20 protein-coding genes and 1 other annotated feature are annotated in these 20,521 nt (G+C 39.1%); all 20 genes read right to left on the reverse strand.

Features of this window, described 5'->3' with window-relative positions; genetic code table 11:
* Positions 1-7: 7 nt before the first annotated feature.
* A complete protein-coding gene (gene fusA / locus ACFOY7_RS18240; protein WP_390254277.1) occupies positions 8-2,086 on the reverse strand; it encodes an elongation factor G in 2,079 nt (692 codons plus the stop codon).
* Positions 2,087-2,244: 158 nt separating this feature from the next.
* Complete coding sequence (rpsG, locus tag ACFOY7_RS18245) at positions 2,245-2,715, reverse strand: 30S ribosomal protein S7 (protein WP_089743688.1); 471 nt, start codon at positions 2,713-2,715, stop codon at positions 2,245-2,247.
* Between the two features lie 35 nt (positions 2,716-2,750).
* Positions 2,751-3,164, reverse strand: a complete 414-nt coding sequence (rpsL, locus tag ACFOY7_RS18250; RefSeq protein WP_153406124.1) for a 30S ribosomal protein S12 — start codon at positions 3,162-3,164, stop codon at positions 2,751-2,753.
* A gap of 105 nt (positions 3,165-3,269) precedes the next feature.
* Positions 3,270-3,521 carry a 50S ribosomal protein L7ae-like protein gene (locus ACFOY7_RS18255; protein ID WP_390254279.1) on the reverse strand — a complete coding sequence of 84 codons (252 nt, stop codon included), beginning with the start codon at positions 3,519-3,521 and terminating at the stop codon, positions 3,270-3,272.
* Between the two features lie 206 nt (positions 3,522-3,727).
* Positions 3,728-7,336, reverse strand: coding sequence for a DNA-directed RNA polymerase subunit beta' (gene rpoC, locus ACFOY7_RS18260; RefSeq protein WP_390254281.1), 3,609 nt, complete (start codon positions 7,334-7,336; stop codon positions 3,728-3,730).
* Between the two features lie 152 nt (positions 7,337-7,488).
* Complete coding sequence (gene rpoB, locus ACFOY7_RS18265; RefSeq protein ID WP_390254283.1) at positions 7,489-11,031, reverse strand: DNA-directed RNA polymerase subunit beta; 3,543 nt, start codon at positions 11,029-11,031, stop codon at positions 7,489-7,491.
* A 436-nt stretch (positions 11,032-11,467) separates the two neighbouring features.
* Positions 11,468-12,064, reverse strand: a complete 597-nt coding sequence (locus ACFOY7_RS18270; protein ID WP_390254285.1) for a class I SAM-dependent methyltransferase — start codon at positions 12,062-12,064, stop codon at positions 11,468-11,470.
* A 153-nt stretch (positions 12,065-12,217) separates the two neighbouring features.
* Complete coding sequence (gene rplL, locus ACFOY7_RS18275) at positions 12,218-12,580, reverse strand: 50S ribosomal protein L7/L12 (RefSeq protein WP_390254287.1); 363 nt, start codon at positions 12,578-12,580, stop codon at positions 12,218-12,220.
* A 66-nt stretch (positions 12,581-12,646) separates the two neighbouring features.
* The gene (gene rplJ, locus ACFOY7_RS18280; protein ID WP_390254289.1) at positions 12,647-13,147 is read right to left on the reverse strand and encodes a 50S ribosomal protein L10; all 501 of its coding nucleotides are present in this window, start codon (positions 13,145-13,147) and stop codon (positions 12,647-12,649) included.
* Positions 13,148-13,181: 34 nt separating this feature from the next.
* Positions 13,182-13,338 (reverse strand) — a sequence feature (ribosomal protein L10 leader region).
* Between the two features lie 59 nt (positions 13,339-13,397).
* On the reverse strand, positions 13,398-14,093 hold the full coding sequence (rplA, locus tag ACFOY7_RS18285; protein ID WP_390254291.1) for a 50S ribosomal protein L1: 696 nt from the start codon (positions 14,091-14,093) through the stop codon (positions 13,398-13,400).
* A gap of 157 nt (positions 14,094-14,250) precedes the next feature.
* Positions 14,251-14,676, reverse strand: coding sequence for a 50S ribosomal protein L11 (gene rplK, locus ACFOY7_RS18290; RefSeq protein WP_139180338.1), 426 nt, complete (start codon positions 14,674-14,676; stop codon positions 14,251-14,253).
* Positions 14,677-14,847: 171 nt separating this feature from the next.
* The gene (nusG, locus tag ACFOY7_RS18295) at positions 14,848-15,384 is read right to left on the reverse strand and encodes a transcription termination/antitermination protein NusG (RefSeq protein ID WP_390254293.1); all 537 of its coding nucleotides are present in this window, start codon (positions 15,382-15,384) and stop codon (positions 14,848-14,850) included.
* A gap of 203 nt (positions 15,385-15,587) precedes the next feature.
* Positions 15,588-15,767, reverse strand: a complete 180-nt coding sequence (gene secE, locus ACFOY7_RS18300; protein ID WP_390254295.1) for a preprotein translocase subunit SecE — start codon at positions 15,765-15,767, stop codon at positions 15,588-15,590.
* 38 nt (positions 15,768-15,805) lie between these two features.
* The gene (gene rpmG, locus ACFOY7_RS18305; RefSeq protein ID WP_390254297.1) at positions 15,806-15,952 is read right to left on the reverse strand and encodes a 50S ribosomal protein L33; all 147 of its coding nucleotides are present in this window, start codon (positions 15,950-15,952) and stop codon (positions 15,806-15,808) included.
* 67 nt (positions 15,953-16,019) lie between these two features.
* Complete coding sequence (sigH, locus tag ACFOY7_RS18310; RefSeq protein ID WP_390254299.1) at positions 16,020-16,664, reverse strand: RNA polymerase sporulation sigma factor SigH; 645 nt, start codon at positions 16,662-16,664, stop codon at positions 16,020-16,022.
* A gap of 110 nt (positions 16,665-16,774) precedes the next feature.
* Positions 16,775-17,281, reverse strand: a complete 507-nt coding sequence (locus tag ACFOY7_RS18315; protein ID WP_390254301.1) for an NYN domain-containing protein — start codon at positions 17,279-17,281, stop codon at positions 16,775-16,777.
* Positions 17,281-18,030 (reverse strand): 23S rRNA (guanosine(2251)-2'-O)-methyltransferase RlmB, encoded by a 750-nt coding sequence (rlmB, locus tag ACFOY7_RS18320; protein ID WP_390254302.1) that lies wholly within the window; start codon positions 18,028-18,030, stop codon positions 17,281-17,283. The genes ACFOY7_RS18315 and rlmB overlap by 1 nt, the downstream gene beginning before the upstream one ends.
* Before the next feature lies 1 nt (position 18,031).
* Positions 18,032-18,427, reverse strand: a complete 396-nt coding sequence (locus ACFOY7_RS18325) for a Mini-ribonuclease 3 (RefSeq protein ID WP_390254303.1) — start codon at positions 18,425-18,427, stop codon at positions 18,032-18,034.
* Between the two features lie 2 nt (positions 18,428-18,429).
* Complete coding sequence (gene cysS / locus ACFOY7_RS18330; protein WP_390254305.1) at positions 18,430-19,827, reverse strand: cysteine--tRNA ligase; 1,398 nt, start codon at positions 19,825-19,827, stop codon at positions 18,430-18,432.
* Positions 19,817-20,476, reverse strand: a complete 660-nt coding sequence (gene cysE / locus ACFOY7_RS18335; protein WP_390254307.1) for a serine O-acetyltransferase — start codon at positions 20,474-20,476, stop codon at positions 19,817-19,819. The genes cysS and cysE overlap by 11 nt, the downstream gene beginning before the upstream one ends.
* Between the last annotated feature and the right edge of the window lie 45 nt (positions 20,477-20,521).

Below are 20,521 nucleotides of genomic sequence, written 5' to 3' on the forward strand. Positions count from 1 at the left end.
AAATCAATTATTCCCCTGCATTTTTCTTGATAATTTCTTCACCAACACTCTTCGGTACTTCTTCATAGTGATCGAAGTGCATTGTATATGTTCCACGGCCTTGTGTGTTTGAACGAAGAGCAGTTGCATATCCGAACATTTCTGCAAGCGGAACAAATGCTTTAACTACTTGTGCAGTACCACGAGCTTCCATACCTTCTACACGTCCACGTCTAGAAGTTACGTCACCCATAATATCACCCATGTATTCTTCTGGAATAACTACTTCCACTTTCATCATAGGTTCTAGTAGTACTGGGTTACACTTGTTTTTCGCTGCTTTAAGAGCCATAGATGCGGCTACTCTAAATGCAGTTTCATTTGAATCGACATCGTGATAGCTTCCATCAAATAACGTAGCTCTCACATCAATAAGCGGGTAACCAGCTAATACACCATTTTCCATTGATTCTTTAATACCTGCTTCAATAGATGGGATATATTCACGTGGTACAACACCACCAACGATTTTGTTCACAAATTCAAATCCAGCGCCTTCTTCGTTTGGTTCAAATTTAACCCAAACGTGACCATATTGACCACGACCACCAGATTGACGTACAAATTTACCTTCAACTTCCGCAGATCCACGGAAAGTCTCACGATATGATACTTGAGGAGCACCAACGTTTGCCTCTACTTTAAACTCACGCTTCATACGGTCAACAATGATGTCAAGGTGTAACTCACCCATACCAGAGATGATCGTTTGACCAGTCTCCTGGTTAGTCTCGGTTCTGAAAGTAGGATCTTCCTCAGCAAGCTTACCTAATGCAATCGCCATTTTATCCTGGTCAGCTTTTGATTTAGGCTCAATAGCTACAGAGATAACAGGTTCCGGGAACTCCATTGATTCTAAGATAACTAAGCTCTTTTCGTCACATAAAGTGTCTCCAGTACTAGTATCTTTCAAACCAACCGCACCAGCAATATCTCCTGCAAATACTTCAGAAATCTCTTCACGAGAGTTTGCGTGCATCTGCAAGATACGTCCTACCCGTTCACGTTTGTCTTTTGTTGAGTTCTTAACATAAGAACCAGATTTTAAAGTTCCGGAATAAACGCGGAAGAAAGTCAATTTACCAACAAATGGATCTGTTGCAACTTTAAATGCAAGTGCAGAGAATGGTTCGTTGTCATCTGCCTTACGTACAACTTCTTCTTCTGTTTGTGGAACAATACCTTGAATTGGCGGAATATCAGTCGGTGCTGGCAAGTAATCTACTACACCATCAATTAACAACTGAACCCCTTTGTTTTTGAAGGCTGAACCACAGAATACGGGATAGAATTCTACACTTAAAGTAGCTTTACGTACAGCAGCTTTCAACTCTTCGTTAGAAATTTCTTCTCCCTCTAGGTAACGCTCCATTAGATCTTCATCTAATTCTGCTACACCTTCAACCAATTTCGTACGGTACTCTTCAGCTTGTTCTTTGTACTCATCAGGAATTTCTTTCGCTTCTGCACGAGTTCCAAGATCATCTAAGTAAAAGTATGCTTCCATTGTGATAAGGTCGATAATACCTTCAAATTCATCTTCAGCACCGATAGGAAGTTGTACAGGGTGTGCGTTTGCTCCCAAACGATCTCCCAATGTGCCTACAGAGTAAAGGAAATCTGCACCTGTTTTGTCCATTTTGTTAACAAACACAATTCTAGGAACGCCGTATGTTGTTGCCTGGCGCCATACTGTTTCAGTTTGTGGCTCAACACCAGATTGTGCATCAAGTACAGTTACCGCACCATCAAGTACACGTAATGAACGCTCAACCTCTACTGTGAAGTCTACGTGTCCAGGTGTATCGATAATGTTAATGCGGTGACCTTTCCATTGTGCTGTCGTTGCAGCAGATGTAATAGTGATACCACGTTCTTGCTCTTGCTCCATCCAGTCCATTTGAGAAGCACCTTCGTGTGTCTCTCCAATTTTGTGGATACGTCCCGTATAGAATAAAATACGTTCTGTTGCAGTTGTTTTACCAGCATCAATGTGTGCCATGATACCGATATTACGTGTTTTCTCCAAGGAGAACTCTCTAGGCATATTCTTTCTCCTTCCTACATAAAAGATAGTTTAGTTTATTACAAAAACAGCTAAAGTGCCCAGCCCCTCGATCGAAGGGCCCTGCATCATGCGGTTTATAAAGACCTGGCCGCCGGAAGCGGTGATAATAGCCTGTTTATTAGGCACTTAAGCTTTTTTTACCAACGATAGTGCGCAAATGCTTTGTTAGCTTCAGCCATTTTATGCATATCTTCGCGTTTCTTCACAGATGCTCCTGTGTTGTTAGATGCATCTAGAATTTCATATGCTAAACGCTCTTCCATTGTTTTCTCTCCGCGTAGACGTGAGTAATTCACGATGTAACGAAGACCTAATGCCTGACGACGTTCTGGGCGAACCTCCACTGGTACTTGGTAGTTAGAACCCCCAACACGGCGAGCACGAACTTCAAGTACTGGCATTACGTTTTTCATTGCTTGTTCGAAAACTTCCATAGCGTTTTGTCCACTGCGTTCTTGAACTAATTCAAACGCACTATAAAGAATTTTTTGTGCTTTACCTCTTTTTCCATCAACCATAATTTGGTTAATCAAACGTGTTACAAGTTTTGAATTGTATAACGGATCTGGTAAGACATCACGTTTTGCTACTGGTCCTTTACGTGGCATATCTTCCCCTCCTTCCCATCATTTTATTAATCAACTTATTTCTTTGGTCTTTTCGCACCGTATTTTGAACGGCCTTGCATACGTCCTTCTACACCTGAAGTGTCAAGCGCACCACGAACGATATGGTAACGTACCCCCGGTAAGTCTTTTACACGTCCACCGCGAATTAAAACAACGCTGTGTTCTTGCAGGTTATGACCAATTCCAGGAATGTACGCAGTCACCTCGATTTGATTAGATAAACGAACACGAGCATATTTACGTAATGCAGAGTTCGGTTTCTTAGGAGTAAGTGTACCTACACGAGTACAAACTCCACGTTTTTGAGGTGATGATTGGTCAGTAGCAACTTTTTTACGGCTATTATAACCTTTATTAAGTGCTGGTGAGTCTGATTTCTTTGTTTTAGAAACACGACCTTTACGTACTAACTGATTAATAGTTGGCATCTTTAGTTCCTCCTCTCCGATATAAAATGTAATACCACACATCCAGGTGGTTCATATTAAAGCAAAAAACAAAGCTTTCACAAACCTCTGGTGTTTGCCAAAACTTTACTGTTTGATTGCTACCGTTGCTGCCCCTACGTCAATACCGCATGTTTTTCCTAGTTTTTTCATAGAATCAACATATGACAAAGGGATATTATGATCTTGTGCTGCCTGCGATACTTTACCCGTTATATGGATATCAGCGTCACTAGCAATGATCACTTCTTTTGCGTCGCCATTTTTAATGGCTTTTAAAACTTGTTTTGTTCCGATAATCTTCTCGATATTTACCTGTGCCACTTTTTCATAAGACATCGATTATATCCTCCAAAGTAACAAGGATAACGGAAGCACCTTAAATATACTATCATCCCATAATTTTAAAGTCAACTTTTATTTTAAAAAATCGACATTTTTTATTCAATGTCTTCCGTATTTCACCTTGTTTTATATCAAGTGAATTTTAATGGTCGGGATAAGCGCCCGTACATGGGCACTTACCTCCATCCAAAAATTTTTGCTTATGGTGTTACTTCATCAGTTATAACTTCTTTGGCAGTTGCTTCTTCAGCCAGCTTTTCTTTAATGCGTCGATAACGTTGCATACCTGTACCGGCAGGAACAAGTTTACCAATAATAACATTTTCCTTCAGACCTAGCAATTCATCTCGCTTACCTTTAATTGCTGCATCTGTCAATACTCTTGTTGTTTCCTGGAATGATGCGGCAGATAAGAATGAATCTGTCTCAAGTGAAGCTTTTGTAATACCTAACAACACTGGACGTCCAACCGCCGGCTGTCCGCCTGTGTATAACGCTTGTTTATTTGCATCTTTAAACTGGTGAATTTCAAGCAATGAACCTGGCAAGACATCAGTGTCACCAGAGTCTGCTACACGTACTTTTCGTAACATCTGACGAACCATTACTTCGACGTGCTTATCACCAATTTCTACCCCTTGCATACGATATACTTTTTGCACTTCTTTTAACAAGTACGATTGTACACCATCAATACCTTTAATCTTCAACAGCTCTTTCGGGTCGATAGAACCCTCTGTAAGCGGCTGCCCTGCTTCCACTTCATCCCCGATAACTACTTTCAACCGAGAACCATATGGCGCAGTATAAGTTTTTGTTTCAATTGCACCTTGGATAACAATTTCCTGTTTATCTTTAACTTCCGTAACATCTTTAACAATACCGAAGATTTCAGAGATAACTGCCTGCCCTTTAGGGTTTCTCGCTTCAAAGATCTCTTGGATACGCGGTAAACCTTGTGTGATATCACTACCTGCTACCCCACCTGTGTGGAATGTACGCATGGTTAACTGTGTACCTGGCTCACCAATTGATTGTGCTGCAATAATACCTACAGCTTCTCCAACTTCCACTTCTTCACCAGTAGCTAAGTTGCGGCCGTAACATTTCTTACATGTACCATGTTTCGTGTTACATGTAAATACGGTTCTAATCATTACTTCCTCGATCCCTGCTTCATCAATCTCTTTCGCAATATCTTCCGTAATCACTTCATTTTTCTCAATCAGTACTTCTTTCGTTTCCGGATGATATACATTCTGGAATGCTGTTCTGCCAATTAGTCGATCGATTAGTGGTTCGATTACTTCCGTTCCCTCTGTAATAGCAGCAACTGTTAAGCCTCGATCTGTACCACAATCATCGTCTCGAATAATTACATCTTGCGCTACATCAACCAGACGTCTAGTTAAGTAACCAGAGTCAGCAGTCTTAAGTGCCGTATCGGCAAGACCTTTACGGGCACCGTGAGTGGAAATAAAGTATTCTAATACAGTTAAACCTTCACGGAAACTTGATTTGATTGGCAACTCGATAATCCGTCCAGCCGGGTTGGCCATTAGACCACGCATACCAGCTAATTGAGTGAAGTTTGATGCATTACCACGGGCACCTGAGTCACTCATCATAAAGATTGGGTTTCGCGGATTTAATGTTTTCATTAATCGTTCCTGAATATCATCTTTCGCTTTGGACCATATAGAGATAACACGATCATAACGCTCTTCATCTGTTATTAAACCTCTGCGGAACTGTTGCAATACTTTATCTACTTTCGCTTGAGAAGCTTGCAGGATTTCTTCCTTCTCTGCAAGAACAACGATGTCAGCAACACCAACTGTAATACCTGCTTTAGTTGAGTAAGCAAAACCTAGATCTTTCATACGGTCAAGCATTTTAGAAGTTTCACTGATTTTGAACTTCTTAAATACTTCCGCAATAATATCTCCAAGTATTCCTTTTTTGAATGGCGGGATTATTTCACGATTTGCAATTTCTTCTTTAATATTCGCGCCTTTTTCAACAAAGTATTTATCTGGTGTAGCTTCTTCTAAGTTTGTTTGTGTTGGTTCATTCATATAAGGGAATGATTCAGGTAACATGTTGTTAAAAATCAACTTACCTACTGTTGTGATCATTAATTTCCCTTTTTGGCTTTCTGTAAATGTTGCTTTATTTAAAGTAGAAGGCTGTACAGCAATACGGGTATGCAAGTGTACATATCCATTATGGTAAGCAATATATGCCTCGTTAAGGTCTTTGAATACCATACCTTCTCCAATTGCGCCTTCTCGTTCTAATGTTAAGTAATAGTTACCTAATACCATATCCTGTGAAGGTGTAACAACTGGTTTCCCATCTTTCGGGTTTAAGATATTTTGCGCTGCTAACATTAAAATACGTGCTTCTGCCTGCGCTTCAGCTGATAACGGAACGTGAACCGCCATTTGGTCACCATCAAAGTCAGCGTTATATGCTGTACATACTAATGGGTGCAGACGAATTGCACGACCCTCAACTAGTGTAGGCTCAAATGCCTGGATTCCTAATCTGTGTAATGTAGGTGCACGGTTAAGCAATACCGGGTGTTCTCTAATTACATCTTCTAAAACATCCCAAACTTCTGCATGCAGTCTTTCGATTTTACGTTTAGCTGACTTAATATTATGTGCTAATCCTCTTTCAACTAGCTCTTTCATAATAAATGGTTTAAATAACTCTACAGCCATTTCCTTTGGTAAACCACATTGGTACATTTTCAAATGTGGACCTACAACGATAACCGAACGACCAGAGTAGTCAACACGTTTACCCAATAAGTTTTGGCGGAAACGACCTTGTTTCCCTTTTAGCATATGTGATAAAGATTTTAATGGTCTATTACCAGGGCCTGTTACAGGGCGTCCGCGACGACCATTATCAATTAATGCATCGACAGCTTCTTGTAACATTCGTTTTTCATTTTGAACAATAATGCTAGGTGCACCGAGGTCAAGTAATCTTTTCAGACGATTGTTACGGTTGATTACACGGCGATACAAGTCATTTAAGTCAGATGTCGCAAACCGGCCGCCATCTAATTGAACCATTGGTCTTAATTCAGGCGGGATAATCGGCAATACGTCCATAATCATCCAGCTTGGCTCATTTCCTGAATTACGAAATGCTTCTAACACTTCTAAACGTTTAATCGCACGAGTTCTTCTTTGACCTTGTGCAGATTTCAGCTCTTCACGAAGCAATTCTACTTCTTTCTCTAAATCAATGTCTTGCAGGATTTTCTTAATTGCTTCTGCACCCATTTGTGCTTTAAATGTATTTCCGTATTTATCGCGATATGCGCGATACTCTTTTTCGGATAACAGTTGTTTCTTTTCTAACGCTGTATCTCCTGCATCTGTAACGATGTAGGCAGCGAAATAAATAACTTCTTCTAACGCACGTGGAGACATGTCTAATACAAGCCCCATACGGCTGGGGATCCCTTTAAAGTACCAAATATGTGAAACTGGTGCAGCTAGTTCAATATGACCCATTCTTTCACGACGTACTTTTGCTTTCGTTACTTCTACACCACATCTGTCACAGACTACGCCTTTGTAACGAACACGTTTATACTTTCCACAGTGACACTCCCAGTCTTTCTGCGGTCCAAAAATTCGCTCACAAAATAAACCATCTTTTTCTGGTTTAAGTGTACGATAGTTAATGGTTTCAGGCTTCTTCACTTCACCATATGACCATGATCTGATTTTATTCGGTGATGCCAAACCTATCTTCATATATTCAAAATTATTTACATCTAACAAGGGGTCAACCTCCCTTTTAATCTTCCGGATTTTCTTGCCACCATTGTCGTCTTGTATTTTACTAAAATCTATTTAAACAGAGGAAGAAATACAGTTACCTGACTATTTCACTTAAAGTTAAATAATCAGGGAAACTGCATCTCTCCTTTCCATTAATTAGTAGTTTCTTCAATTTCCAGATTGAAGTTATCTGCTGAATGAACATCATCTTCATCATCATCACGAAGTTCGATTTCTTGCTCATCACCTGACAACATCTTAACATCCATCCCCAAACTTTGAAGTTCCTTAATCAATACTTTGAATGATTCCGGAATTCCTGGTTCTGGGACATTATCACCTTTTACAATTGCTTCATAAGTTTTTACACGACCTACTGTATCATCTGATTTTACTGTCAGAATCTCTTGCAATGTGTAGGCAGCACCATATGCTTCAAGTGCCCAAACCTCCATCTCACCAAAACGTTGCCCACCAAATTGTGCTTTACCACCAAGAGGTTGTTGTGTAACTAGTGAGTACGGCCCAGTGGAACGAGCGTGTAACTTATCATCAACCATGTGTGCAAGTTTAATCATATACATTACACCAACAGATACACGGTTATCAAAAGGTTCACCTGATCTGCCGTCATAAAGAATTGTTTTCGCATCTCTAGCTAAACCAGCTTCTTCTAGTGTTTCCCATACATCTTCTTCACGAGCACCATCAAATACTGGTGAAGCGACATGAATACCAAGTTGTCTTGCAGCCATACCCAAGTGAAGCTCGAGCACTTGCCCGATATTCATACGAGAAGGTACCCCTAATGGGTTTAACATGATATCGATTGGTGTACCATCAGGTAAGAATGGCATATCTTCTTCTGGTAATATTTTCGAGATAACCCCTTTATTACCGTGGCGTCCTGCCATCTTATCTCCTTCGTGAATCTTACGCTTTTGAACGATATATACACGAACAAGCTGGTTCACTCCAGGAGGTAACTCATCGCCATCCGAACGGTTGAAAATCTTCACATCTAGCACAATACCGCCAGCACCATGTGGTACACGCAGAGAAGTGTCACGAACTTCACGCGCTTTTTCACCGAAGATCGCGTGCAATAAGCGTTCTTCTGCTGATAGTTCTGTTACCCCTTTTGGTGTCACTTTACCAACAAGAAGATCCCCATCTTCCACTTCTGCACCTACACGAATAATTCCACGTTCATCCAGGTCACGTAATGCATCTTCACCTACGTTCGGAATATCACGGGTAATTTCTTCTGGTCCTAACTTAGTATCACGTGCTTCTGATTCATATTCTTCAATATGGATAGAAGTGTAGACATCATCTTTTACAAGTCGTTCACTCATAATGATGGCATCCTCGTAGTTATACCCTTCCCATGTCATGAAACCAACTAAAACGTTTTGTCCTAGCGCTAACTCGCCATCTTCCATCGAAGGACCGTCAGCCAGAATTTCTCCTTTTGTAACACGATTACCTTTTGCTACAATCGGACGCTGGTTATAACATGTTCCTGAGTTTGAACGCACGAATTTCTGTAAGCGGTAGCGGTCTAAGTTTCCTTCAACTTCTCTGCCGTCTACTTCTGTTATTCGGCGAACTAACACTTCTTTCGCCTCTACTCTTTCCACAATTCCCTCGTGTTTACAGATTACGGCAGCACCCGAATCTTTTCCGGATACGTATTCCATACCTGTCCCAACGATAGGAGATCTTGGTTGCATTAGAGGTACTGCCTGACGTTGCATGTTCGCACCCATTAACGCACGGTTAGAGTCATCATTTTCCAAGAAAGGAATACAAGCTGTCGCAGCAGAAACTACCTGTTTAGGCGATACATCCATATAATCGATTTTTTCGCGTTTGACTATCGTGTTTTCCCCACGGAAACGAGCGATAACTTCATCGTCAGCAAACGTCCCATCCTCATTTAATTTCGCATTTGCCTGTGCAACAACATAATTATCCTCTTCATCGGCTGTCAGGTAATCCATTTGCTGAGTGACTCTGCCTGTCTCTGGATCCACTCTTCTATATGGTGTCTCAATAAAACCAAATTTATTAACCTTTGCATATGAAGACAAAGAGTTAATCAACCCGATATTCGGACCCTCCGGCGTCTCAATCGGACACATACGGCCATAGTGTGAATAGTGAACGTCACGCACTTCAAATCCAGCACGTTCACGTGTTAAACCACCAGGTCCCAGGGCGGATAAACGTCTCTTATGTGTTAACTCTGCTAATGGATTTGTCTGGTCCATAAACTGTGATAATTGCGAACTTCCAAAGAACTCTTTAATCGACGCAATTACAGGACGGATATTGATTAATTGCTGCGGTGTGATGGAGGATGTATCTTGGATTGACATTCTCTCACGAACCACACGTTCCATTCTTGATAAACCTATTCTAAATTGATTTTGTAATAATTCACCAACCGAACGTAAACGGCGGTTACCCAAGTGGTCGATATCATCTGTCACACCTACTTCATGTAAAATGTTGAAGAAGTAGCTAATGGAAGATAAAATGTCAGCTGGTGTAATGTTTTTGATACTGTTATCAACATTACAATTACCAATTACCGTTAATACTTTCTCACCTTCCGGATCAGTTGGATCCATTATCTTAACAGATTGAAGACGGATCGGCTCTTCTAAAACACCTTCAAGTGGTTCTAAGACTTTCTCGCCGAAAGGGCTCTCCTCCGAATCCAAGATCGGTAAGATTTTGTCAAGGAGGCGTCTATCCAGCTTATCGCCTTTATTAGCAATTACTTCACCAGTTTCCGTATCGACGACTGGCTCAGCTAATACCTGATTGAACAAACGATTTTTTATATGAAGCTTTTTATTGATTTTATATCGTCCAACATGCGCCAGATCATAACGTTTAGGATCGAAAAATCTTGACACAAGTAAACTTTTAGCGTTTTCTACAGTTGGTGGCTCACCAGGGCGCAGACGCTCATATATTTCTAACAAGGCTTTCTCACTTGTTTCCGTATTATCTTTTTCTAATGTATTTCTTAAGTATTCATTGTCACCTAACAAATCGATAATTTCTTGATCATCATTGAAGCCTAATGCTCTTAATAAGACAGTTATCGGTAATTTTCTTGTCCGATCAATTCGAACATGAACAACATCCTTAGCATCTGTTTCAAACTCTAGCCATGCACCTCTATTTGGGATGACAGTTGCAGCATAACCACGCTTACCATTTTTATCAACTTTTGCATTGTAATATACACTTGGTGAACGCACAAGTTGTGAAACGATAACACGCTCTGCACCGTTTATTACAAACGTACCGGTTTCAGTCATAAGCGGGAAATCACCCATGAATACTTCCTGTTCCTTGACTTCGCCTGTTTCATTATTAATTAAACGAACCTTCACACGAAGAGGGGCATTATAAGTTACATCTCTCTCTTTTGATTCGTCTACAGGATACTTAGGTTCCCCTAAATTGTAATCGACAAATTCTAGTGAAAGGTTTCCTGCAAAGTCCTCAATTGGAGAAATGTCCTGAAACATCTCCTTTAACCCTTCATCTAAGAACCATTGATATGAATCTGTTTGAATCTCAATTAAATTTGGTAACTCCAAAACTTCACTGATACGCGCATAACTTCTTCGCTGGCGGTGCCGTCCGTATTGAACTAGTTGACCTGTCAACTGATTCACCTCTCGATCAATAATAAAAGATATTCGCCAAATTAAATGGCAGTAAATCAAACCACACTTACCATTTATACATTGCTGACTATAGGTGATTGACATTTTCTCTATAGAACGTATAATTTAGTAAGTGTCATACAGTAATCCGGCTTTCGCAAACCGAACAAACCTGTGATTTTTACACAAGTTTTATATTGACATCTGTAAAGACAGATGTTATTCAATTACTAATAAAATCTGTGGAAATAAATAAGGAATTTGTGTAGAAACTCTATTAGCTAATAATGCCATAATTTCCAAAAAATATCTCTACGCATATTGAATAGTTTTCCCATTCCGCAAAGATATATACATTTTTTAAAAATTAATACTTGACAAACTTTCGTCCTATTGGCATTTTTCAATATTACCACAACAAAGTGTTGGAGTCAAATTATTTCGCTTTAAAAATATAGTAACCTTTTTGCTTTGTTACGAGTTCAACTGTTTGAAATAAAGTTTCCAGTTTCTTTTGTGCCGATGGCGCACCTTGCTTTTTCTGAATAACAACCCATAACTCTCCACCATCCAGCAAAGCCTGCTTTGATTGCTCTAACATTTCATGAACAACTTTCTTCCCTGCACGGATCGGCGGGTTTGTTAATATTGCCGCAAATTTCCGATCACCAATTTTATCAAATTTATCACTTTCAATAAAATTTGCATTTTCTACATTGTTTTGTTTTGCATTCTCATTTGCCAATTCAACCGCCCTGAGATTTACATCAACACCGAGAATCTCCCGTTCCTCATTTTCTCTCGCAAGCGCTATACCAACAGGGCCATATCCGCACCCTAAATCTAAGATCGGTCCATCCACAGCAGGCGGCACAAATGCCTCAATCATTTTCTTTGAACCATAGTCCACTTCACTTTTTGAAAAAACTCCGTTATCAGTCGTAAAGGTGTATAATTGATCTTTCAATGTATATGTCCAAGATTTCCTCTCACTTATCGCATCAGGATTTTTAGAAAAATATTGATCAACCAAAGGAACAACCACCTTTCATAAATTAAAAAAAAATCACATAGTAAGCTCTGTTTATGCTTTCTCTATTATCTAAGTTTCATTCCAATGTCCACATATTATAGAAAAAGAAAAGCCCGCCTTTATAAAGCGAGCTTCTCCATATATATTTATAACTTATTTTAATTCTACAGAAGCACCAGCTTCTTCTAATTTAGCTTTCATTTCTTCAGCTTCTTCTTTAGCAACGCCTTCTTTGATAGCGCCTGGTGCATTATCTACTAAGTCTTTAGCATCTTTAAGTCCAAGACCAGTGATTTCACGAACAGCTTTAACAACTTTGATTTTTGATGCTCCAGCACTTTCAAGTACTACATCAAATTCAGTTTTTTCTTCTGCTGCTTCACCAGCACCCGCACCTGCTACTGCTACTGGCGCAGCTGCAGTTACACCAAATTCTTCTTCGATTGCTTTTACTAGATCATTTAATTCAAGAACAGACATTTCTTTGATAGCTTCAATAATTTGCTCTTTAGACATGTTCAATTCCTCCTAATTTTTTATTATTTATTTCGAACATATTGATTATTTGGTAAAAATAAAAGATTACGCACCTTGTTCTTCTTTTTGCTCTGCCACTGCTTTTGTCGCATAAGCGAAGTTTCGTACTGGTGCTTGAAGTACGCTGAGTAGCATCGAAAGCATACCTTCGTAGTTTGGAAGATCTGCAAGTTCCTTGATTTGCTCAAGAGAAGCTACTTCACCTTCAACAACGCCACCTTTAATTTCAAGCGCTTCGTGTTCCTTTGCAAAGTTGTTTAGCACCTTTGCTGGGGCTACAACATCATCTTTACTGAATGCGATAGCTGTCGGTCCTACTAAGATATCATTCAATCCAGTTAGTTCTGCTTCAGCTACTGCGCGACGAGTCATTGTATTTTTATATACTTTGAATTCTACCCCTGCTTCACGAAGTTTTGTACGTAATTCTGTAACTTCCGCAACATCTAAACCACGGTAGTCTACAAGAATTGTTGATTGACTTTCACGAAGTTTTTCAGTGATTTCAGAAACAACTTGCTTCTTTGTCTCGATTATTTTTGACATATTTCCACCTCCTGTTATGCGATCATTATACCGGCATATAGTGAAAAAAACCCCCATGTAGACATGGAGGTTTTATGACTGATAACATTTGAATAAAGAGAAAATCTCTATTCATTTATATATCCAGACACACCTCGGTAGGATATTAAGCACCCGGCACCTACTGTCTACGGTATAATGTAATTGATTTATAGTAATTAACTTAACCCTTGTGAATTATACTCGCTTCACAATCAAAAGTCAAGAATAATTATTTCGCAAATTCAGATGGATCTATTTTTACACCAGGACCCATTGTTGATGATACAGCAATATTACGTAAATAAGTTCCTTTTGCTGCTTGAGGCTTAGCTTTCACAATTGTTTCAGCTAAGGCGTTGAAGTTTTCAACAAGTTTTTCTAACTCGAATGAAACTTTACCGATTGGTACGTGAATGTTAGATTGTTTATCTACACGATATTCCACTTTACCTGCTTTGATTTCCTGAACAGCTTTTTCAACCTCAAATGTAACTGTACCTGTTTTAGGGTTTGGCATTAAACCTTTTGGTCCTAATACACGTCCTAATTTACCAACTTCAGCCATCATGTCAGGAGTTGCAACAACTACATCAAATTCAAACCAACCTTGATTGATTTTATTGATTAAGTCTTGGTCCCCAACAAAATCAGCGCCCGCTGCTTCTGCTTCTTTCGCTTTATCACCTTTAGCAAAAACTAAAACAGTTTGTGTTTTACCAGTACCGTGCGGTAAAACCATTGCTCCACGGATTTGCTGGTCTGCTTTCTTAGGATCTACCCCTAAACGAAACGCTGCTTCTACTGTCTCATCAAATTTTGCTGAAGAAGCTTTTTGAACTAATTCCAGAGCTTCATTCACTTCATATACTTTTGTACGATCAACAAGTTTAAGTGCTTCTTGTTGTTTTTTAGTTTTTTTAGCCATTATTATTTCCTCCTTTGTGGTTTTAACGGTTATACCTCCCACTATCAAAAGCGGAGCAACTTTGCCAGAGGCAAAGTTCTGCCCACAACAAAGGTTGCGGACATGAAGCAATCCTCCACTACCGCAACCTTCCGCCTTTGTCAAACGCTGTGAGATATTAGTCTTCGATAACGATACCCATGCTACGTGCAGTACCTTCTACCATACGCATAGCAGCTTCAACATCAGCAGCATTTAAATCTGGCATCTTTAATTCAGCGATTTCTTTCACTTTGTCGCGTTTTAGTGTAGCGACTTTATTGCGATTTGGTTCACCTGAAGCAGTTTCAATACCAGCTGCTTTCTTAAGCAACACTGCCGCCGGTGGAGTTTTTGTAATAAATGTAAATGAACGGTCTTCAAAAACCGAGATTTCTACTGGAATGATCAAACCAGCTTGATCCTGTGTACGAGCATTAAACTCTTTACAAAATCCCATGATGTTCACACCTGCTTGACCTAATGCCGGCCCAACTGGTGGTGCTGGATTCGCTTTTCCTGCAGGAATTTGAAGTTTAACTACTTTTTCTACTTTTTTAGCCACGAGACACACCTCCTTAAGTCCGTGATGTGGTAATAGGGTTTTCTACCCTCCCACTCATATTTCATATGATAAATACTAACCTTATACTCGAGGCATAAAGAACATAAGAATTTTAGCATTTTTATAAGAAAATTGCAAGCGGATATCTCTATTTTATTAAAATTGCTTGAATTAAGACATTTTTTTTATTTGAGAAAAGTCTAATTCTACAGGGGTTTCACGACCAAACATGTTTACATGTACTTTCACTTTTTGTTTATCTAAGTCTATCTTCTCTATAGTACCTGAGAAGTTATTAAATGGTCCATCAATTACTTCTACTGTTTCATTCAGCTCGAAGTCAATCTCTGTGACCGGCTCGTTATAACCCATTCGTTTAAGAATCATTTCCACTTCTTCTTCCAGGAGTGGTGTTGGTTTTGAACCAGATCCTGCTGAACCGACGAAACCTGTTACTCCTGGTGTATTTCTAACAACATACCATGAGTCATCTGTCATCACCATTTCAGCTAATACATAACCAGGAAATACTTTCTTTTTAGCAACTTTCTTCTTGCCGTTTTTGATTTCTGTTTCTTCATCTTCGGGTACAAGCACTCGGAATATTTTATCTTCCATTCCCATAGATTCCAAGCGCTTTTCCAAATTGGTTTTTACTTTGTTCTCATAGCCTGAATAGGTGTGTACGACATACCATCTTTTTTCCATTTGCAGAGGGCGATTATCCGCCCGTCCCTCCCTTAACCGATTAGTCAATTTCCAGCACCATTTATGGCGCGTTATTAATAGACTGTTTTGTAAAAAGTAAATTAACTCTACCATTGCGATAAATTCTGTCCATATTAAAAAACCCGCCGAACGGGTTTTTGTAATAACATATTTATTCTTAGTATAACATATATAAAGACTATTTATTCAACTAGTAAGTTTAATAATTGAGTGATTCCTAGATCTATAAGTGCAAAAAAGATAGCAACAAAAAGAACTGTCACAAGAACAGTAATTGTGTAACGAGTCAATTCACGCCCTCGAGGCCATGAAACCTTTTTCATTTCACTACTTACATTTTTCAAAAAAGTTACTGGGTTCACTGTAGGTACCTCCAAACTGTCGTCTACTACCATTATATCTACTTCGTTTCTCGATGAACGGTATGCTGATTGCATTTCTTACAAAATTTCTTCACTTCCATACGAGTAGTATTTGTATTATTTTTATCCGTACTATAATTACGATTATGACAAACCTCACAAGCGAGGACGATCTTTTTTCCCATGTTTATTCACCCTTATAAATGTAGCATGGTTCCATTAGCCTGTCAACGGATGGTAGATATAATTATATCATGAAATATGTATATCGCTTTCTTCCAGATACCTTTCAAGTTTTTTCTTGACCCTCTGCAATGCATTGTCAATTGATTTGGCATGACGATTCAATTCTACGGAAATCTCTTGATATGTTTTACCTTCAAGATAGAGTAAGAGAACTTGCCTTTCTAATCTGCTCAATATCTCAGTTAATTTATATTCCATATCGCCATACTTCTCTTGATTAAGGATCATTTCTTGCGGATCCATTGCGATGGTAGCTTCTAAAACATCTAATAGAGTTCTTTCCGAACCTTCTTCATAGAGGGGCTTGTCCAGAGAAACATAAGAATTAAGTGGCATATGCTTTTGCCTTGTCGCAGTCTTTACAGCTGTAATAATCTGCCTTGTAATGCATAATTCAGCGAAGGCTTTAAAAGAGGATTGCTTTTCTTTGCGAAAATCCCTTACCGCTTTATACAAACCAATCATTCCTTCTTGCATAATATCTTCATCGTCCGCCCCAACAAGGAAATATGATTTTGCCTTAGCCCGTACAAAAGTTTTATATTTGTTAATTAAAAAATCTAATGCATTAGTGTTTCCATCCTGAATAAGCAGTAGCAACTCATTATCTTCTAACAATTGAAAATCCAAGTCATCATTTACAGTGCGCATAGTAGAAATCAGGACTCCCTCTAGCATAATGCCAAATAATAGTTAAAACAGACTAATAATAGCAATATTATACAGGAAGCGCTTCAGTTCCGTCAACCGCCGATTTTCTATTATTTACCACGGCGCCATTTTTCAAACACTTGTAAAATATCGTCATTTAGCGGAATTTTGCTCCTTGCTTTAGCTTGTTGATGAACTTTTATATCCTGATTAATTTCTTTTTGTATATTTTTCAACTCAATACTTAATTCTCTGGCCGAGATGCGGAAGGCACCTTGGGCGAAAATCGTCCGCTGTTCTGTATAGTCAGATGTTGCCACAAAAACTTTTGTTTTTACATTTTTCAGTTCTTTGACTAATCTTTCGATACATTGATCAGCAGTTTCGTTTTCCTTTGTGAAAATTACTTCTACTTTAAATTGTTTGTAGCGGTTCTCCACACTTCTTACCTCATATGCATCAAAAACAACGATAACTCGCCTTTTTCGGTAGGCCTGGTATTCCGCCATTTTCTCGACCAGTAATTGCCTGGCTTGATCTAAGTCTTTGTCTTTTAATACTTTCAGCTCAGGCCATGCGCCAATCATGTTGTAACCATCTACTAGCAGAACGTCCATTATTCTTCACCGATTGGAAACCTTTTTCGATACACTTCATACATCAGAATGCTTGCTGCAACGGAAGCATTTAACGAAGAAACATGTCCCCTCATCGGTAAATTTATCGTCCAATCGCAATTTTCCCGAACTAACCTGCTCATACCTTTCCCTTCATTTCCGATTACTAATGCAAGTGGTAAGGTACCATCTAATTTACGATATTCTTCTGTTGCTTCAGCCTCTGTACCGACAACCCAAACATTTCTGGACTTCAGCTCCTCAATTGTTTGAACAATGTTCGTCACTCGAACAACTGGAATATGTTCAATGGCCCCAACAGATGTCTTCGCAACCGTTGCAGTTAGTCCAACTGCCCTTCGCTTAGGAATGATGACTCCATGAGCCCCTGTTGCGTCAGCTGTTCGGAGAATAGAACCTAGATTGTGAGGATCTTCAATTTCATCCAAAATTAGGAAAAACGGTGCTTCTCCTTTCGTTTCCGCAACATCAAACAGATCGTCTAATGTGTTATATTCATATGCCGAAACAAGCGCTGCAATTCCTTGATGGTTACTTCCCTCAATTAGCTGATCTAACCTTTTCTTTGGTACTCGCTGGACAGTAGCATTCGCCTTTTTTGCCATTGACTCAATTTTTCTTGCTAATCCTTGGTTTAAATTTTCTATTAAAAAAACTTTCTCTACTGTTCGTCCTGATTGCAATACTTCTATAACGGTATTTTTACCGCCAATCCACTCTTGTCCCATTTTAATCCTCTCCTTTCTCTGTAATTTCAATAGCATTATCAATTAGCTGTTTTAATCGGTCTTTTTGTCCATCTAAATATAAATAGCCTAACAATGCTTCGAAGGCAGTACTATATCTATATGTTTGAACACTTGTATTTTTGGGGACAGATCCGGACTTAGCATTCCGTCCCCGTCTCACAATTGATTGCTCTTCTTCTGTCAGCATATCTGTATCTATCCATGTATGAATCACCTTTGCCTGGGATGTTGCTTTAACAAAGCTTACCGCATGCTGATGCAATGCTTGAACTTTCACATTTCCTTTTTCAATTAAATATTCTCTTACATATATTTCATAAATAGCGTCACCAATATAGGCCAATGCTAAACTTTTTAATTCTTTTGCTTTATTCATTCCTAGCCTCGTTTCCAACGCGTACCTTGAGGTGTATCTTCAAGAATTATATTACGTTCTTTTAAGTCATCTCTGATTTGATCAGCCAGTGCAAAGTCCTTATTGTTTCTTGCTTCGATCCGCTGTTCAATTAATTGTTCTATTTCTTCATCCAACAACGAATCCTCATCCAACACAATACCTAATATTTGCAAGAATTTGTTTAACAATTCCTCAAATGCCTGAATAACCTCTGTGTGTGTCTGCTTTCTTTGCAGATACGTATTGGCTTCTTTTACCAAGTCAAAAATAACGGAAATCGCATTGGCAGTATTGAAGTCATCATCCATCTCCCGTTCAAAATCCCGCTCCATTTTAGTTACTTTTTCCAGCCATTCTCGATTATCCTCAACTAAGTCTAAACTTGTTGATTTACGGTGTTTCAGATTTGCCATGACATTATCAATACGGTCAAAGCTGTTCTTAGCACTCTCGAGCAGAGAGTCACTAAAATTAATCGGGTTTCGATAATGAACACTTAACATAAAGAAACGGAGTACTTTTGGATCATGCTTTTGAATCAAGTCATGGGCTAACACAAAGTTGCCTAGTGATTTTGACATTTTCTCATTATTAATATTAATATATCCATTGTGCATCCAGTAATTAGCAAAAGCTTTCCCGTTCGCTGCTTCAGATTGGGCAATTTCATTCTCATGGTGAGGAAAAGTTAAATCCTGACCACCTGCATGAATGTCAATCGTATCACCTAAATAACGTTTTGCCATTGCCGAACATTCGATGTGCCAACCAGGTCTGCCTTCTCCCCAAGGCGATTGCCATGCTATTTCGCCATCTTTTGCTTTTTTCCATAGAGTAAAATCCAATGGGTCATCCTTTTTTTCACCAACTTGAATTCTTGCACCTGACCTTAACTCATCAATAGATTGATGTGATAATTTCCCATACCCTTCAAATGACCTTGTTTTAAAATACACATCACCTTCCGATTCGTATGCGTGCCCTTTCTCAATTAGTGTTGAAATAAATGTGATAATATCATCCATTGTTTCTGTTACACGCGGATGGTGTACCGCTTCTTTCACACCTAATGCTCCTACATCTTCTTTGTATGCCTGTATAAAGCGATTAGCAATTGCCGGTACTTCCTCACCTAATTCATTTGCCGCTTTGATTAACTTGTCATCAACATCAGTGAAGTTCAATACATAATCAACCGTAAATCCTTTATGTTCAAAATACCGTCTAACTGTATCGAATACAATTGCCGGTCTGGCATTCCCGATGTGAATGTAATTGTATACTGTTGGACCACATACATACATTTTCACTTTATTTGGTTCAATAGGTTGGAATGCTTCTTTCTGTCTTGTAATCGTATTGTAAATTCTAATTGTCATCACGCTTCACTCCTTTAACCGTTTTTAATTCTTGCTTTAATTTATCAATTTCTGATTCCATATTCTTTAACACTTCACTGATTGGATCAGGTAATTTGTGATGATCTAAGTCTTTTCTTACTTTCTCCCCATTTTGAATAACGACACGTCCCGGAATTCCAACAACAGTTGAGTGATCTGGCACATCTTCCAGTACAACAGATCCTGCACCAATTTTGGAGCTTTCTCCGATCGTTATAGAGCCGAGCACTTTAGCACCTGTTGCAACTAGGGCATTATCCTTTATTGTTGGATGGCGTTTTCCTTTTTCTTTCCCTGTACCACCTAAGGTGACACCCTGATAAATCGTAACATTATCACCAATCTCGCAGGTCTCACCGATAACCACACCCATCCCGTGATCAATAAAGAAACGTTTACCAATTTTAGCACCAGGATGGATTTCCACACCTGTAAAGAAACGACTAACCTGTGAAATAGTTCGTGCAATAAAAAAGAATTTCCTTCGGTAAAATGCATGAGCAACTCGGTGTGCCCAAATAGCATGTAAGCCTGAGTATGTTAAACAAACTTCGAAATAGGTTCTTGCTGCAGGATCTTGGTCAAATACTACATCAATATCTTCTTTTAATAACTTAAAAAACCCCATCAAAACATCCCCCCTTAAGTTATCTACTCTCTCGCCATACTATCT

Source organism: Gracilibacillus xinjiangensis, from assembly GCF_042651765.1.
In the GTDB taxonomy this organism is placed as follows: Bacteria; Bacillota; Bacilli; order Bacillales; family Amphibacillaceae; genus Gracilibacillus; species Gracilibacillus xinjiangensis.